Here is a 15,886-nt window from a genome sequence, read left to right as displayed (position 1 = left end):
GCCAGACAGGCGCGCACTGCACAAGAAGTTTGACAGGGCAAGCCGGCAGGCTTACATTGCACGAGCCCACCACTTACACAGGAACGCCATGAACCGCCTCGCCACAACCGCCTTGACCCTGCTGCTCGCCGCAGCCTCCGTGGGCGCCAGCGCCGCCGACACCCAGCTGGCCGGCTGCGCCGCCAAGCGCGAAAGCATCCGCAGCGAATTGCGCCAGGCGCAGGAACAGGGCCTGTCCGACAAGGTCGCGGGCCTCACGCGCGCGCTCGACGAAGTCAACGCCCACTGCCGCGACAGTACCCTGGTCGAACGCCACAACAAGAAGATCGTCAAGGCGCAGGCGAAGGTGAACCAGACGGAGCGTTCGCTGCGCCTGGCCCAGGAAGCCAACAAGGAACCGAAGAAGATCGCCAAGCTGGAAGGCAAGCTGGAAAAAGCCAGGGCCGAGTTGACGGCCCTGCAGGCGCAACAACCCTGACCAAAGCCGCGACTACCCTGCCGCCTCCAGCGCGATGCACGTCGTGCAGACATATGCCAGGCGCAAGGCTTCAGGTGCGCGCGGCGCGCTGACGTAGGCCGCCAGCAGGCCGGCCGGCAAGTCCAGGCCCAGCGCACGCAAGGTGGCGCCATGCTGCGCCAGTTCGCCGGCCAGTTCGGCTTCCAGTCGTGGGCGTCCGCTACGCGCCTGCAGTGCGAGAAGGTCGAGCACCTGGACCAGCACCCGCGATGCCGCCGAGGCTTGCTGCGGCATGGACGGCGCCAGACTGGTGCCTCCAAGGCTCTTGAAAAAGCGCGCCAGCGCCGACGGCAGCTTGCCCGCATCGATCTCGAAATCGAGCGATACCACGCGCAGCTTGCCATTCTTGGCGATGAGCAGCGTCACCGGTTGCCAGCCACCTGAGTCGTCGCGCGCGCGGCTGGCCAGCACGGCCCGGATATCGGCGCCATCCGCCACGGCCGCCTGCAGCCGGGCGATGCGCGGACGCAGGGTCGGCACTGCCGGTATCTGCAAGTCCAGAACGGTGCCGCAGGCATCGAACACCTGCCAATCGAGCCGCTGACCTACTTCGTCAAGCTGCGGCCGCGCCACGGCCGCCGGACGCAGCACCACGCAATCGATGGGATCCGGCGCCAAACCGACGCTGTCACTCATGAAGGCAGCCAGTGCCGTCCAGTCGTCAAAACCCAGGCGCTGCCAGCGCGCATCGTCGAGCGCCCACAGTGGCGCCGCACTGGCGCGCACCTGGCTGTCCATAGCCAGGCGCCCATCCTCGGCCCAGGACGCGCCTGCCAACTGTAAGCCCGCCTCACAAATATGCCGGGCGCTGCCAGCGCCCTGCCACAGGCTGCTCGCATCCCATGCCGATTCGCGCGTAAACGAGCGGTCGCTGGCGTCGGGCCGCGCCAGCACGGCCTGCACGATCCGTCCCTCGCCCTCCTCTGCATGCTGCCAGAACGACAAGGTCAGACCGTGCGCGCCGCCGCGCGTTTCCCACCAATACGCGCCCAGCGGCAGCAGGTCCAGGGGCGCATCTCCGGCCGCATCAAAGCTGCGCCGCGCCTGCCCGCGCAAGCGCTGCAATAGCGCACCAGACGCGTGTTCGAGCGCCGCGCACAAGGCGCAGATGGCCGCCATCTCGTCAAATGCCTGACGTTCGCTGGCGTGGCAGTCGCGCCGCACGAGCAGGTCCAGCGTACCGCCGAGGCCACGCAGCATGGCTGCAAGGCGGGGCAGGCTTTCAGTGCGCGCCGACATGGTCAGCGCGCGCAACTGGCCAGCGGCAATCGCGCTGGCATGCGACAAGCCATTGTCGTACAGTTCACCGAGCAAACGCCGCACCTGGGCCACGAACACCAGTTCGGACGTACTCATCCCTGGCGCTGCGTCGGCAGGCGCCATCGTCAGGCCCGTCGGCCAGGCAAACTCGCGGCCATGCTTGCGCCAGACACAGGCCAGCGCATACAGGTGCAGCGCCTTGCGGATGGCGGCCGGCGTATCGGACACCATGGCCTCGACGCCGGCGCCGCGCAGATAGCTGCAGCCCAGTTTCAACAGGGGCAACTCGATCTGCAGTCGCGCATTGACGATGGTGATGTCCGCCTGGTCGCCTTCAGCCAGCCAGGCCAGCGCCTGGCGCACCGCCGGCTTGCCAGCCTGCTTGCACACGGCGGCGCTGTCGAGCGCCAGCACTTCGTCCTGCACGCTGGCCGGCACTCCGTCCTGCGCGCTGTCTTGCGGCAGTTCGCGCAGCCACACGGCGGCGGCCAGGATATGCTTGCAGATGCCGGGCGCCGGGCAATCGCAACGGCCCTCCTGCGGCCCCCCCGCATCGAGCGACACATGCTGGCCGTCGGCGACCAGGGCGCCTCCCGCGTCAGCCTGCCAGCCCACCTTGCCCGCCTCGACATCTTTCAGGGCGCGGCGCAGCAGGCCAGCGTTGGCCAGCGTCGCCAGGCTGTCGTCGTCAAAGCTGCGGTACACGGCGTGCCAGCTCATCCCATCACCCCAGCCAGCCATTCGGCAAAGTGCTGCGGTGTCAGTGCCGCCACGTGCATGCCCTGATCCGCCAGGCGCTGCGCCATGCCGTGGTCATACGCAGGCTGCGCGCGCTCGTCGAGCGCGGCCAGGCCCAGCAGGGTGACGCGCGACTCTGCCATGCGCCTGAGCGCCGCCAGCAACGGCCCTGGCGGCGCGCCCTCCTCGAAATCGCTGATCAGGGCCAGTACCGTGCGCTGCGGATTGCTCACCAGTTGCTCGCAGTACTGCACCGCGCGGCCGATATTCGTGCCGCCGCCCAGCTGCACCGTCAGCAGCACCTCGACCGGGTCGGCGGCAAGGTGCGTCAAGTCCACCACGCTGGTGTCGAACACCACCAGCCGCACGTTGACCGCCGGCAGGCCGGACAGGATGCCGGCCACCACCGCCGCATAGATCACCGAATCCATCATCGAAGCGCTCTGGTCGACGCACAGGATGACGTCCCACGGCAGGCTGCGCTTGACGCGCGCATTGAAGATGGGATGCGCAATGAGCAGTCGGCGGCTGGCCATATCGTAGTGTTTCAGGTTGGCGGCAATGGTCGCGCGCCAGTCGAAATTCTGCGTGCTCTTCATCTGCGTGCGGCGAAAGCGGTTGCGCCGCCCCACCACCGCGTTGACGAAATCCTTGCGCAGGCGCTCGGTGATTTCCTCGACCACGCGCCGTATCACCGCGCGCACCGCGTCGTGCATGTCCGCGCCGAGCCGCCCGCGCATGCCGATCAGGGCGCGCGCCAGCGCCTGGTTCGGCTCCAGGCTGGCCAGCACCGCCGGATCGCGCAGCAAGCCGCTCAGTTCATAGCGCTCGATCGCGTGGCCCTGCACGCGCTCGTAGACATCCTGCGGAAACAGCTTGCGCGCCTGCGCCAGCCAGTCGATGGCACGCAGCTGGCTGGGGTCCAGCGAACCACCGCCGCCGGCGCGCAGCATGCCCTTGCGCTTATACTCGCGGCCATACAGGTAATCGAGGCTGGCATCGAGCCGGCCATCATTGTCAGACCAGGCCGCGCCCTGCAGCGGCTGCGCGTAGCGCCCCAGTATCAGGCGCCAGCGGCGCAGCAACGCCTGATTGTCCAGATTCTCAGCCATGCGGCTTCTCCGTTGAAATATCCAGCCAGCCGGACAGCGCATCGCGCTCCAGGCAGGCGGCCAGCGCCGCGTTCAGGCGGCCGCCGGCCAGCATCTCGTCTTCGCTGACGTCGCAATGGAATTCAGCCTGCAAGGCGTCCGGCGCGGCGCCGTTCAGCACCGCCAGCGCCTCGGCTAGGTCGCTCGTCTCCTGCGGTTTCAAACCCGTGAAGGCCAAGCGCAAATCGGGCAGATAATGGATGAAACTGGCCTCGTCCCAGCTGCCGACCAGGGTGTTGAAGCTGCGCCGCAACCCCGGCTGCGTCAGCAGCAATTCAGGCGCGGCGGCCATCAGGCCCGACAGGAAGCGCACGGCATCCTGCGGCGTGGCGCCGGCGCCGAAGCGCTGTTCCAGCAAACGCGATAAATCCTGTTCGCCCCAGGCGCCATCGAGGAACAGCAGCGCGGCGGCGGCGCCGCAAATGCCGGGCGCGCAGTGGCGCGTCGCCGTCAGGGCGTGCAGGCGCTGGTGCAGGTCGCCGGCCTCGAAGGCCAGGTCCGCCTCGTGCGCAGGCAAGGCGCTGCGCGCGGCGCGGCCAAATTCGCGCAATGCCAGCAACTGCCCCACTTGCGCGCTTTCCCCTTCCATCCCCGTATCGGCCAGACCGGACAGCAGGAACAGCGCGGCCGGCCAGACGCGCCGCATCAACGCCAGCACACCAGGATGCTCGCGCACACCCAGCGGCTCGCGCGCGCGCCACAGGGTCACCAGCGCATGGCCGCAGGCGACGACGGAGGAGAAATCGGCATCGTCATCGAGATGGCGCGACAACAGCGCCAGCAGGCCGGGTAGACGTTCATGCAATCCCACCACGCAGGCACGCACCAGCAGGGCGGCGGCGCTGCCGGCCGAACGGGCCTGGCCCGCGGCGCCCAGCGCCTGCTCTTCGCGCAGCAGCCGCGCCAGCGCCACCTCGGCCAGGGTGGCGCCATCGGCGGACAGCTCGATCAGGCGCGCTTCGACCAGCGGCGTCCACGCATACGTCCATTCCTCGAACAGCAGTTCCAACCGGCTGCCGGCCATGAAATCCGGGCCGCCCTGCCAGCGCGCCAGGCCCGTATCGAGATACTGCATCAGATGAATGAACCGGCTGCGCCGGCGGTGGCGGTCCTTGCGGTACAGGTCCAGCCGCGCCAGCCGCGTGTCGCCGTCGTCCAGCCGCAAGCCGTGACGATGCGCAGCCAGGCGCGCATCCACCACCAGCGGCGGCGAACCGGCCGACGGCGGCACGTCGCCCAGCCGGCTGCCCGTCATCTGGCGCCGCACATCGTCGAACAGGCCCTGCATGCCGTCGTCGATGGCGCCCTTGACAAAACAGGAAGCCATCGCGTCAAGCACATCCTGGCGGCCTGGCCCCGCATGGCCGCGCAACACGGCGAGCCTGGCCGCCTGCAGCACGGCCGCCTGTACCTCCGCCGTGGAAATACGCTCCTGCAAGCCGCGCGCCCGGCTGTGCCTTGCCAGCATGGTCAACTGGTCCACGGCGACGGCAAGCTGATGATCGCCGTCCGCCGGCGATTGCAGGGCGTCCCAGACGGCCTGGTAATAGGCGGGCGCCGGCATGCCCGCGCCATAGCCAGTCAGTGCATCGAGCCGATCAAAGCTGTAGCGTATCAGCCAGCTGGGGCTGGCGGCGGCCGGCACGGCGTGGGCGGGAGCGGCGGCGACCAGTTCGATCAGCGCGCTGGTATGAAAGCCGCCGGTGACCACCACCACGGGGCCGTCCACCTGCTTGCGCCAGCGGGCAATATGCGCCGCCATGTGGCGTTCGCGCGGCAGGCTGCCCTCCGCTTCCAGCACCGCCGGCTCGTAATCGAGACGGGCCATGGCACAATAGGAAAACACGTCGCCAAACATGCTGCGCCAGTCCGCCAGCGCGGCGCGCGAACGCGCTTCGAACAGGTGATCCCATAGTTCGTCCTGGTCGCGGCAGCCGGCGCGCGCGGCCAGGGTATTCAGATAGGTGCTGTGTGCCAGGTAGCGCTCGGCCATCAGGCTGCGCGCCTCGGCATCGTCCTGCGCATCTGCCCTGCCCGCGCGCGCCTGCCACGGCAGGTCGATGAAGGCCAGCTGCGCCTGCGCGGCCGCCCCCTCGCGCAGCGCCACCCACTCAGGACTGTAATCGCAAAACGGGAAAAACGCCGATACCGTGCGCGCCCCTTCTTCGCCTGCCGCCGGCGTCTGGCACAACAGGGCCACGGGCGGTCGCGTGCGTTCGTCCAGCAACAGGGGCAGCATGTCCGTGAAGCCTTCCGGCCCCTCGATCAGCACGGCGGCCGGGCGCAATTCGCGCAGCATGGCCTGCAATGCATGGGCGCACGCCGGGCTATGGTGGCGCACCGGCGCGAAGTACAAGCCATGCTCGAACAGCCTGGCGCGCGCGGCAGCCACGCCGGCCGGCAAGTCCGGCTGCACTACAGCCATAGCTTGCGCGCCGCGTCGCCGAAGCTTTTCCAGAGATCGTCGCGGCGACCGCGTTCGCGCACCACCGTGTCGAAATAATGGCGCACGCGCTTGAGGTCATCGGCGTTGTCCTTCAGTACCACGCCTTGCAACTGGTTGGCCAGTTCGCGCGGGCGCAAGGTGCCGTCGCCGAAATGCAGCGCCTCGAGCGAGGCCGCATAGACCAGGTTGACCGCCTCGGCGCTCGACATCACCGCCTCCGGCGTCTTGATGGCCGTGCCTTCGCGGGTCTGGCCGGCGCGCAGTTCCTGGAACGTGGTCACCAGCAGTTCGACCACGTCACGCCCGACAACGACGGCGGCGCCGATGGCGTCCAGTTCGCGCTGCAGCTGCTGCATCACCAGCTCGACTTCGAAACCATGGTCGCGGATCGGCTTGACGGTTTCGAAGTTGAAGCGGCGTTTCAGCGCCGACGACATTTCATGCACGCCGCGGTCGCGCAAGTTGGCGCTGGCGATGATATTGAAGCCGCGCCGCGCGTGTACGCGCGCGTCGCCGCCCAGTTCCGGAATCATCAGCTGCTTTTCCGACATCAGTGAAATGAGCACATCCTGCATCTCGGGCGCGCAGCGCGTGATTTCCTCGAAGCGCACCAGCTTGCCCGCTTCCATGGCCTGGAACAAGGGCGACGGCACCAGTGCGCGCCGGCTAGGTCCTTCGGCCAGCAGCAAGGCGTAGTTCCACGAATACTTGATATGGTCTTCGGTGGTGCCCGCCGTGCCCTGGATCGCCAGCGCGGAGTCGCCGCTGATGGCCGCCGCCAGCAATTCGGACAGCAGCGACTTGGCCGTACCCGGTTCGCCCACCAGCATCAGCCCCTGATGGCCCATCAGGGTGACGATGGCGCGGTCGACCAGCGGATCGTCGCCATAGAATTTGCGGCTCACTTGCAGCGCCGCGTCGCCCAGGATGAAGCGGCGCACCGCGCGCGGCGACAGCTGCCAGCCCTCCGGGCGCGGCTCGGTATCGGCCGCTTTCAGGCGTCCCAGCTCGCCGGCGTAGCGCTGTTCGGCGCTGCGGCGCACCACCTGGCTATCATCATGTTGTTCCGTCATCATTGTGCTCTCTTTGCTTACCACGGCATTTTACTTTCCCACTGCGCATCATAGCCGCCGCACGCCTTCGACACCGCCAGATAATCGGCATAGGTTTCGGCCAGCAGCACGGACGGCACGTCGGCCAGCGGCACCGCCTCGTCGCGCCAGGAGCGCGGCAAGGGATAGAACTGCAGCGTTTTCAGGGCCGCGGCCATCAGTTCCTCGGGCAGGCTGCTGCCGGAAAATTCGATCACGGCGCGCAGGCCGGCGCTGATGAAATCCTTGTGATATTCGGTGAAGACGCCGCCATCCTCGGCCTGGCCGCGCTGATAGCCGTGCTTGCCGAACGCGCCGCGCAGGCCGAAGGTGTCGCCCACCCAGCCTTCGCGGTCCGCGATGTGCCGGCCCGCCATCAGCGAGGCATCGGGCAACTGGTGCGCCAGCTGCTCGAACAGGGGCTTGACCTTGTAATCCTTGAAATGGCGCTGCCAGGCGGCGATCTGCGGCGCATCCAGCAGCGAGGCGTGCGCCAGGCGCAGCCGGCTGCCTTCGTTCAGGGCGACTTCCTCGTCGTCCGCGTCCAGCAGGCTGCCGTCGTCGCTGGGGCGCAGCAGGGTACTGCCTGCGTCATCTTCCCGTATCCACACCAGCGCCTGCACCAGGCGGCCCGCGATCGGGTGGCCAAGCAGGTAGTCGCGCCACTCCTGCGCCGGCCAGACACGTCCCCCGCACATGGCTTCGTACAGGCGTGCCGTCTGCATGGCGATGACTTGCTTGAGTTCTTTCTTGCAGATGGCTAGCTGCTGTTTGGCTTCCTTGGCCAGTTCGGGCGATTCGTCCTGGCGCGGCTCGGGCAAGGCCTTTATCTCCTTGCCGTCAGGGTTGTGCAGGCGCGGTTTCATGGCGCCATCCAGGGTCACATGGAAGACCCGCGCGCCATACGACAGGTCGAGCCGTCCGCTATCGTCAAAGCCGCCCGTCGGGATGGTGCGGTCGCCCAGCTGGTCGTGGCTCCAGCCCTTGCCCTGCGCGATGCGCTCGACCAGCAGGCGCGCCTTTTCCTGCACCGAAGCGGTGCGGTAGCGCCGCGCGATCCCCAGCAATAACTGGATCACGGCCGCGTCGTAGCCGTCGGCCAGGCCGTCGAGCATCGCTTCGATCTGCGCGCGGCGCGGGTAATGGTCGCGCATATACGCTTGCAGCAGGCTGATTGCCACATGGCCTGGCGTGTGGGCGGCCAGCGCCAGGATGCCCTTCTCGCCGATGGCGCTGCCCAGGTACTCGGCCATCTTGTTGCGGCGGATCTGGTCGAATACCTGCTCCAGGGTCATCTTGCCCTCGGCGGCATAATGCTGGGGATAGCGCCTGGCGTGGTCCTGGTAACTCTGATAGGCCTGCGGCGCACGCGCCTGCGCTTCGGCGGTCGCCACTTCCAGGCTCGGGCCGCGCAAATCCTCGTTGATAAACAGGCGCAGCACCGTCTCGCCCAAGGCGGCGCGGCCTGCCTCGTCAAGCAGGCCCAGATAGCGCAGCAGCAGGGCATTGCCGCCCGGCTCCTTCAATTTACAGGCCAGTACCACCCACCAGCGGATGATGTCGGCATCGACCGGCGTACCGTCCTGCCAGCGGCAGGCGGGCAGCGCCTCGAAGACGAACCAGGCCAGGCCGACGGGCGCCTTGCCCTTCAAGCCCTTGCGCGCCGCGGCCAGCAGAATCTCGGGCGACAGGCGCGGGCTCAGGTCCTCGCCCAGTTTTTCCAGCGCCGTCAGCAGCGCGGCGATCACGGTTTCGCGCGCCTCCTTGTCCAGCGCCTGGTACAGCGCCGGGATGGCGGCGCGGTAGTCGAGGTCGGTCAGCCAGCGCGCCGCGCCGATGCGCATGTCCTGCTTGCCCGATCCCAGCGCCTCGGCCACGCGCTTGCCGATGTCGGGCAAGCTGGACAGCACCTGCTGCGCGCTGGCACGGTGCTGCTTGCCTTCGCCCAGCGCGATCTCCATCACGCGCGGCAGCCATTGCACCGGCAGCACCGGGAAGGTGGCCAATATTTCCAGGGTGGGACCCAGCTCGGGCGCCACGCCCCGGCGCCTTTCGGCGGCACGCAAGCCCAGACCCTGGTCGATCAGTTCGGGCCGTTCCGCGAACAGCGGCCATACCATGTCCGCCGCCAGCACCTGCTGCGGCTTGGCGCCCCACCAATTGCTGGCCATGCAGGCCATGGCCACGCTGTCCTGCTCGTCGCCGGCTTCGCGCATGGCGCGCGCCAGCAGGCGCAAGTCGAAAGTCGACAGGTCCTGGTACGCCAGCCATTGCTGGAAAAATTCATCGTGCCAGAAATGGAAAATATTGCGCCGCGTGGCCAGCAGCCAGCGCGCCATGTGCGCCACGCCAAAGTCCGGCAAGGCGGCCAGCTTGCCCTGCAGTTCGATCGGTTCGCGCACTAGGTTGTTTTGCAGGGACTGCGCGTCGCTCTTCGCTGCCTCGCCATTGAACACGCGTATGGCCGCTTCCAGCCAGCCCGGCTTGATCGTCTCATAGCGCTTCAGGCGCTCCTGCTTCCATTCGTACTTGTGCTCGGCGTGCTGGTTGTCTTCGCGCTCCTGCCGTGCTTCGGCGCGGTACTTTTCCAGCAGCGCCGCATGATTGGCCTGCAGCAGTTGCAGCGCAGCGTCGCCCAGGCGCGCCACCGGTGGCGCGGGCGGCAGCGGCGGCAGCGGCAAGTCCGCCGCGCCGGCCTCGCTGGCCGCGTCCAGCCACGACAAGGCGTTGCGGATGGCCGCCTGCACCGGCTTGCTCGTCTCCTGCGCCAGAGCCTGTTCCAGCAGCGCCCCCTGCTGCGGCCCCAGACTGCGGCCCAACAGCTCGGCCGCCTGCACCCGCTCTTCCGTCTTGCCCGTCAACAGGCACTGCTGCAGCAAGGTGGCTCTGCGCTCCTCGGGAATGGCTGCCAGATGGGGCGCCGCTTCGGTGCGCACGCTCTTGCCGCCATCGACGGCCAGGCGCACCAGGACGGCGGCAAAAGTGTCGGCCAGCGCGGGCGAGGCCCCCAGGCGTCTGGCCAGCTGCGCCTTGCCGCTGGCCGACAGTAATGCCGGCAGGTGCTCCACCAGCGCCGCATGCGCGAGCATGTAAGCGTCGAGCGCGCCGGGCGCCAACAGGCGCTGCAGGCAGTTGTCGCGCACGTATTCGTTCAATTCGCGCCGCTCGAACACCAGTTGCAGCGCGCCCTCTTCCGCCTCGCCATCGGCGGCCAGCAGGCGCGCCAGCAGCAGCACGTCCCAGCCGCGCCGGTTGACCGTGGTCGCTTGCGCGCGGGTCTCGGAAAAACTGGCGAACAGCGCATCGCTGACCAGGTAGTCGAGCCACTGCGGCACCGCGGCGCCGGTGCGCTCCAGCGAGTCGCCCCCGTCGGCCGCCTGCAGCAGCTTGCCCAAGCGGACCAGCAGCGCCACGTCCAGCGTCGCCGCATCGGACTGGGCATAGAACTGGTGCCGGTGGCGCAGGCTTTCATTGGCCAGTGCCGCATCCTTGTTAGGCATGTTATGGGTATAAAAATGCGAGTACAGGCGCCCTGGCTTGCCCAGCAAGGTGCCGCCGCGCGGCGCCGCCGCCTGCACATCGAGCAGCACGCCTTCCTGACGCCCTTCGCAAACGAACTCGCAGGCGCGCTCCCACAGCGCAGGCGATATCTGCGCCAGGCCGCGCAAGCCCTTTTTCAATTGCGCGTGCTCATCCAGGCCCACTACGCCCTGCGCCAATTCCAGTATTTTTTTAAACATCGGGTGATTCGTCTTTCCTGTTCATCAAGGCCCTTGCCGGGCATGTTTTTTCGCAATCAGCGTCCAGATCCGCAGCATTCATCTTGCATCAAACTTGCATCCAATCAAGTTGCTGATTGTATATTCTTATCCTCCTGACAGCATGCACGTTTGGATGACGAGCATCAAAAAAAAAGCGCTCCCGCAGGAGCGCCATCGCCACAATAGCTGCCTTATGCCGGCGGATCCTGCAACCGGTAGATGCTGGAGAAATCGAGCCCGCCCGATCCAGCCTTGCTATGCATGTCGTACAGCGTGCGCGCCAGCGCGCCCAGCGGCACGCTGGCGCCCGCCGCCTCGGCGCTTTCCACGGCCAGCCCCAGGTCTTTCAGCATCAGGTCGACGCCAAAGCCGCCCGTGTAGCCGCGCGACGCGGGCACATTCTCGGCCACGCCCGGACACGGGTTGTAGACGTCCAGGGTCCAGTTGCGGCCCGAGCTTTTCGCCATCACGTCGGACACCACCTTGGGATCGAGGCCATTGGCCACGCCCAGGCGTATGGCTTCGCTGGTGCCGATCATGAGTATCCCCAGCAGCATGTTGTTGCAGATCTTGACCGTCTGGCCGCAACCGGAGCCGCCCGCGTGAAAGATGGCCTTGCCCATGACGTCCAGGTAGGGCCGCGCCGCCGCCAGCGCGGATTCTTCGCCGCCCACCATGAAAGTCAGGGTGCCGTTGGTGGCGCCCGCCGTACCGCCCGACACGGGCGCGTCCAGCATCGGCATGCCCTTCTCCTGCGCCGCGCGGCCCACCTGGCGCGCCGCCTCGGTGGAAATCGTCGAACAGTCGATCAGCAGGGTGCCGGGCCGCGCCTGCGCCAAAATACCCGCGTCCCCAAGGTAGGCCCCCAGCACGTGGCGGCTGGCCGGCAGCATGGTGATGACGATGTCGGCCTGGCCGATCGCCGCCGCCTGGTCATCGGACACGAGGCCGCCGCCGTCGGCAAACTGCCGCACGCTGGCCGGCAGCAAGTCGAAGCCCGTCACCGCATGGCCGGCCCGCACGAGGTTCTGCGCCATGGGCAAGCCCATGTTGCCCAGGCCGATGAAAACGATATTGGTGCCCATGGCCTTCCCCTTATTTCATCGCAATGGTGGTATTGACGCCGCTGCCGCCATCGTCCGGGGCGAACCAGCGCGCCGTGACGGTCTTGGTCTGCGTCCAGAAGTACAAGGCCTGTTTGCCGTTCGGGCCCAGGTCTCCCAGCTTCGACGCGCGCGACCCCGTAAAACTGAAATACGCGACGGGTACGGGAATGGCCACGTTGATGCCCACCTGCCCCACATCGATCTCGTTCTGGAACTTGCGCCCGGCCCAGCCGGACGAGGTGAAGATCGAGGTGCCGTTGCCGTTCGGGTTGGCGTTGATGAAGGCGATGGCCTGGTCCAGCGTGTCCGTTTCGACCACGCACATGGCGGGGCCGAAGATTTCCTGCGTGTAGACGGAGTTCGATGCCTGGACCTTGGAGAAAATCGTCGGGCCCATGAAGTTGCCTCCCTCGTAGCCTGCCACCTTGTGGCCGCGGCCATCAAGCAGCAACTGCGCGCCTTCGTCCACGCCTGCCTGGATCAGCTTTTCCGCGCGCTGCATGGCCGCCTTGGAAACCATCGGTCCCAGGTCGGCATCGCGGTCGCTGCCCGGCCCCACTTTCAGCGCCTGCGAGCGGGCGACGATTTCCGGCAGCCAGGAGCGCGCCTCGCCCACCAGCACCACGACGGAATTGGCCATGCAGCGCTGGCCAGCCGCACCGAAGGCCGCGCCGATCAGGTTATTGATCGCCTGCTCCTTGTTGGCGTCGGCCAGCACCACGCAATGGTTTTTCGCCCCCATCATCGATTGCGCACGCTTGCCCGATTCGCTGGCGCGGCGGTACACATGCGTGCCCACATGGGTGGAGCCGATGAAGGACACGGCCTTGATGTCGGGATGGTCGCACAGCATGTTGACGACGTCGGCGCCGCCATGCACGACGTTCAGGACGCCGGCCGGCAAGCCCGCCTGGTACATCAGTTCGACCAGGTACATGGTCGAAGACGGATCCTGTTCCGACGGTTTCAGCACAAAAGTATTGCCGCAGGCGATAGCGATCGGGAACATGAAGCACGGCAGCATGACGGGAAAATTGAACGCCGTGATGCCGGCGCCCACGCCCAGCGGCTGGTAGATATTGTAGACATCGACGCCCGTGGCCGCGTTTTCCGCAATCTCGCCCAGCTGCAGGGTGGCGATCGAACACGCGTGCTCCACCACTTCCAGGCCGCGCATGACTTCCCCTTCCGCGTCGGGCAGCGTCTTGCCGTGTTCGCGCGTGATCAGTTCGGCCAGGGCACCAATGTTTTCGCGGATCAGATGCTGGTACTTGAGCATGATGCGCATGCGCGCGGCCAGCGGGGTATTGCGCCAGGTCTTGAACGCTTCCCTGGCCGTGGCGACGGCCAGGTTGACTTCGTCCGGCGTGGAAAACGGCACCTTGGCGACGATTTCCTGCGTCGCCGGGTTGACGACGTCGCGCCATTCGCTGCTGCTTGACGCATGGTGCTTGCCGCCGATGTGCAGGGGGATGGCAGGGACTTGGGTGAGGGCTTGGTTCATGGTTCGAGACTCCGTGGTTATTTTTTAACGAGATTGCACGCCGCAGCATCCATCGGCTTGAACGCCTGGTCGGCGGGGATGGTGGACAGCACTTTCAGGTAATCCCACGCGCCTTTCGATTCGGCCGGGGTCTTCACCTGCACCAGGTACATGTCGTGGATCACGCGGCCGTCGGGGCGGATCGAGGCGTTGTTCATCACGGAGTCCTTGATGGGCAGCTGGCGCATTTTTTCGGCGACGATTTTCGAGTCGTCGCTCTTCGCGGCCGCCACCGACTTCAGGTAGTGGTAGACGCTGGAATACACGCCCGCCTGCACCATGGTCGGCTTGGCGCCCTTGTTGAGCGCCTCGAAGCGTTTCGCAAACGCGCGGCTGCGCTCATCGTAATCCCAGTAAAAACCGTCCGCGTAGACGAGGCCCTGGGCCGTATCCAGTCCCAGCGCATGCACGTCCGAGAGGAACACCAGCAAGGCGGCCAGGCGCTGGTCCTTGCCGCTGCCGATGCGGAATTCACGCGCCTGCTTGATGGCCGATACCGTGTCGGCGCCGCCATTGGCCAGGCCGATCACCTGCGCTTTCGAGCCTTGCGCCTGCACCAGGAAGGACGAGAAATCGGACGCGTTGAGGGGATGGCGCACGGCGCCCACGACGGTGCCGCCATTGCGCTTGACGACATCGCTGGCGTCCTTTTCCAGCGAATGGCCGAACGCGTAATCGACGGTGACGAAGTACCAGGATTTCTGTCCCAGCTTGGTCAGCGCCGCCGCCGTGCCGGCTGCCTGCGAATACGTGTCGAACATCCAGTGGAAGCCGTTCGGCGAGCAGTCTTCATTGGTCAGGCGCCCCGTGGCCGGGCCGCTGAACATGGCGATGCCGCCCTTCTCTTTCATCAGCTTTTGCACGGACAGAGCGACCGAGGAATTGGTCAGGTCGGCGATGGCGTCGACCTTGTCGCGGTCTATCCATTCGCGCGCCTTGGAGGCGGCGATGTCGGCCTTGTTCAAATGGTCGGCCGAGAGGATTTCGATCTTCATGCCCTTGCATTCGGCCTTCAGGCAATCCTCGACGGCCATCTGGCTGGCGACGACGGAGCCGCGCCCGCCCATGGCAGAATACGGGCCGGACATGTCGGTCAGGATGCCGACCTTGACGACGCCATCGGAAATTTGCGCGTGCGCGCCGCCAAAGGAAAGGGTGAGCGCCAGCGCGCCCATGGCCAGAACGGTTTTTTTCATGCGTGTCTCCAGGTGAATGGGTTTTCTTATATGTTTAGATGCATTCTGCATGTGTAAAAATATGCACTCAAGTGAAATTAATGCATAATTCCTTTGCAAAAATGCACAGAGAGGATTTGCCATGCTCGATTGGGACAATGTACGGGTCTTCCTGGAATTGACGCGCAGCGCCGGCCTCGTCGATGCGGCGAAAAAGCTGGGCATCGACCATTCCACCGTGTCGCGGCGCATGCGCAAGTTCGAGGAGCAGGTGGGCACGCAGCTGTTCGACCGCAACTACGTGGGCTACCAGCTGACGCCCGAAGGCCACCGCCTGATGGAATACGCGGAAACCATGGAAAGCACGGTGTTCGCCGCCACCGAGGAATTGGGCGAGCACAACCGCCTGTTGTCAGGCCAGGTGCGCCTGGGCGCCACGGAAGGCTTCGGCGCCATCGTGCTGGCGCCCCACCTGGCGCAGTTCTGCGGGCGATACCCGCACATCAGCGTGGACCTGATCGCCGTGCCCCGCTTTGTCAGCCTGTCCAAGCGCGAGGCGGACGTGGCCATTTCCGTCGAACGCCCCCAGTCCGGCCCCTACGTGGTGACGAAGCTGTCCGACTACCGCCTGAAACTGTATGCCACGCCCGCCTACCTGGCGCGCCACGCGCCGATCACCAGCGTGGCCCAACTGGCGCAGCACCCCATCATCGGCTACGTGGACGACCTGGTCTTCAGTTCGGAGCTGCGCTACATGGACAACGTGGCGCCCGATTCCCTGCGCGCGTTTCGCAGCACCAGCGTGATCGCCCAGTATCACGCGGCGCGCGCGGGCCAGGCGCTGGCCATCCTGCCCTGCTTCGTGGCCCAGCAGTCGAACGAACTGGTGCCCGTGCTCGATGGCGAGATCGACCTGCTGCGCGCCTTCTGGATGATTTCGCCCAGCGAGCGGCGCAATATTGCCAGGGTCAGCGCCCTGTGGAACTACTTGCGTGCCGCCGTCGATTTGAATCATGGCTACCTGATGGGCGAAACAGCCGTGCCCAGCTGGCCAACTTGAGCAAACTGCGGCGCGCTACACTGTCGCCAGATACTAAT

The 15,886-nt window shown here is 66.6% G+C and carries 10 protein-coding genes; 2 read left to right on the top strand and 8 right to left on the bottom strand.

Annotation, left to right across the window (positions count from 1 at the left end; all coding sequences use genetic code 11):
• Positions 1 to 88 precede the first annotated feature (88 nt).
• The gene (locus U0004_RS12410; protein WP_070253670.1) at positions 89 to 478 is read left to right on the top strand and encodes a DUF1090 family protein; all 390 of its coding nucleotides are present in this window, start codon (positions 89 to 91) and stop codon (positions 476 to 478) included.
• Between the two features lie 12 nt (positions 479 to 490).
• On the opposite strand, the gene U0004_RS12405 is transcribed toward U0004_RS12410, so the two are convergent.
• The 8 genes from U0004_RS12405 to U0004_RS12370 all read right to left on the bottom strand — a co-directional run bounded on the left by U0004_RS12405 (position 491) and on the right by U0004_RS12370 (position 14,809).
• Complete coding sequence (locus U0004_RS12405) at positions 491 to 2,497, bottom strand: SWIM zinc finger family protein (protein WP_070253671.1); 2,007 nt, start codon at positions 2,495 to 2,497, stop codon at positions 491 to 493.
• On the bottom strand, positions 2,494 to 3,627 hold the full coding sequence (locus tag U0004_RS12400; protein ID WP_070253672.1) for a VWA domain-containing protein: 1,134 nt from the start codon (positions 3,625 to 3,627) through the stop codon (positions 2,494 to 2,496). Before U0004_RS12400 ends, U0004_RS12405 begins: the two co-directional genes overlap by 4 nt.
• Positions 3,620 to 6,091 carry a DUF5682 family protein gene (locus U0004_RS12395; RefSeq protein ID WP_070253673.1) on the bottom strand — a complete coding sequence of 824 codons (2,472 nt, stop codon included), beginning with the start codon at positions 6,089 to 6,091 and terminating at the stop codon, positions 3,620 to 3,622. The genes U0004_RS12400 and U0004_RS12395 overlap by 8 nt, the downstream gene beginning before the upstream one ends.
• The gene (locus U0004_RS12390) at positions 6,082 to 7,188 is read right to left on the bottom strand and encodes an AAA family ATPase (protein WP_070253674.1); all 1,107 of its coding nucleotides are present in this window, start codon (positions 7,186 to 7,188) and stop codon (positions 6,082 to 6,084) included. The genes U0004_RS12395 and U0004_RS12390 overlap by 10 nt, the downstream gene beginning before the upstream one ends.
• A 14-nt stretch (positions 7,189 to 7,202) precedes the next feature.
• Entirely contained in the window at positions 7,203 to 10,943 is a 3,741-nt protein-coding gene (locus U0004_RS12385) for a DUF4132 domain-containing protein (RefSeq protein ID WP_115057463.1), read from the bottom strand.
• Between the two features lie 212 nt (positions 10,944 to 11,155).
• Positions 11,156 to 12,049 (bottom strand): 3-hydroxyisobutyrate dehydrogenase, encoded by an 894-nt coding sequence (mmsB, locus tag U0004_RS12380; RefSeq protein WP_070258940.1) that lies wholly within the window; start codon positions 12,047 to 12,049, stop codon positions 11,156 to 11,158.
• 10 nt (positions 12,050 to 12,059) lie between these two features.
• Positions 12,060 to 13,574, bottom strand: coding sequence for a CoA-acylating methylmalonate-semialdehyde dehydrogenase (locus U0004_RS12375; RefSeq protein WP_070258942.1), 1,515 nt, complete (start codon positions 13,572 to 13,574; stop codon positions 12,060 to 12,062).
• Between the two features lie 17 nt (positions 13,575 to 13,591).
• Positions 13,592 to 14,809, bottom strand: a complete 1,218-nt coding sequence (locus U0004_RS12370) for an ABC transporter substrate-binding protein (RefSeq protein WP_070258944.1) — start codon at positions 14,807 to 14,809, stop codon at positions 13,592 to 13,594.
• Between the two features lie 121 nt (positions 14,810 to 14,930).
• Here U0004_RS12370 and U0004_RS12365 point away from each other — a divergent pair, with 121 nt between their 5' ends.
• Complete coding sequence (locus U0004_RS12365; protein ID WP_034788899.1) at positions 14,931 to 15,848, top strand: LysR family transcriptional regulator; 918 nt, start codon at positions 14,931 to 14,933, stop codon at positions 15,846 to 15,848.
• Positions 15,849 to 15,886: the final 38 nt, after the last annotated feature.

The organism is Janthinobacterium lividum, assembly GCF_034424625.1.
Taxonomy (GTDB): domain Bacteria; phylum Pseudomonadota; class Gammaproteobacteria; order Burkholderiales; family Burkholderiaceae_D; genus Janthinobacterium; species Janthinobacterium lividum.
This window is presented reverse-complemented; position numbering and strand designations above follow the sequence as displayed.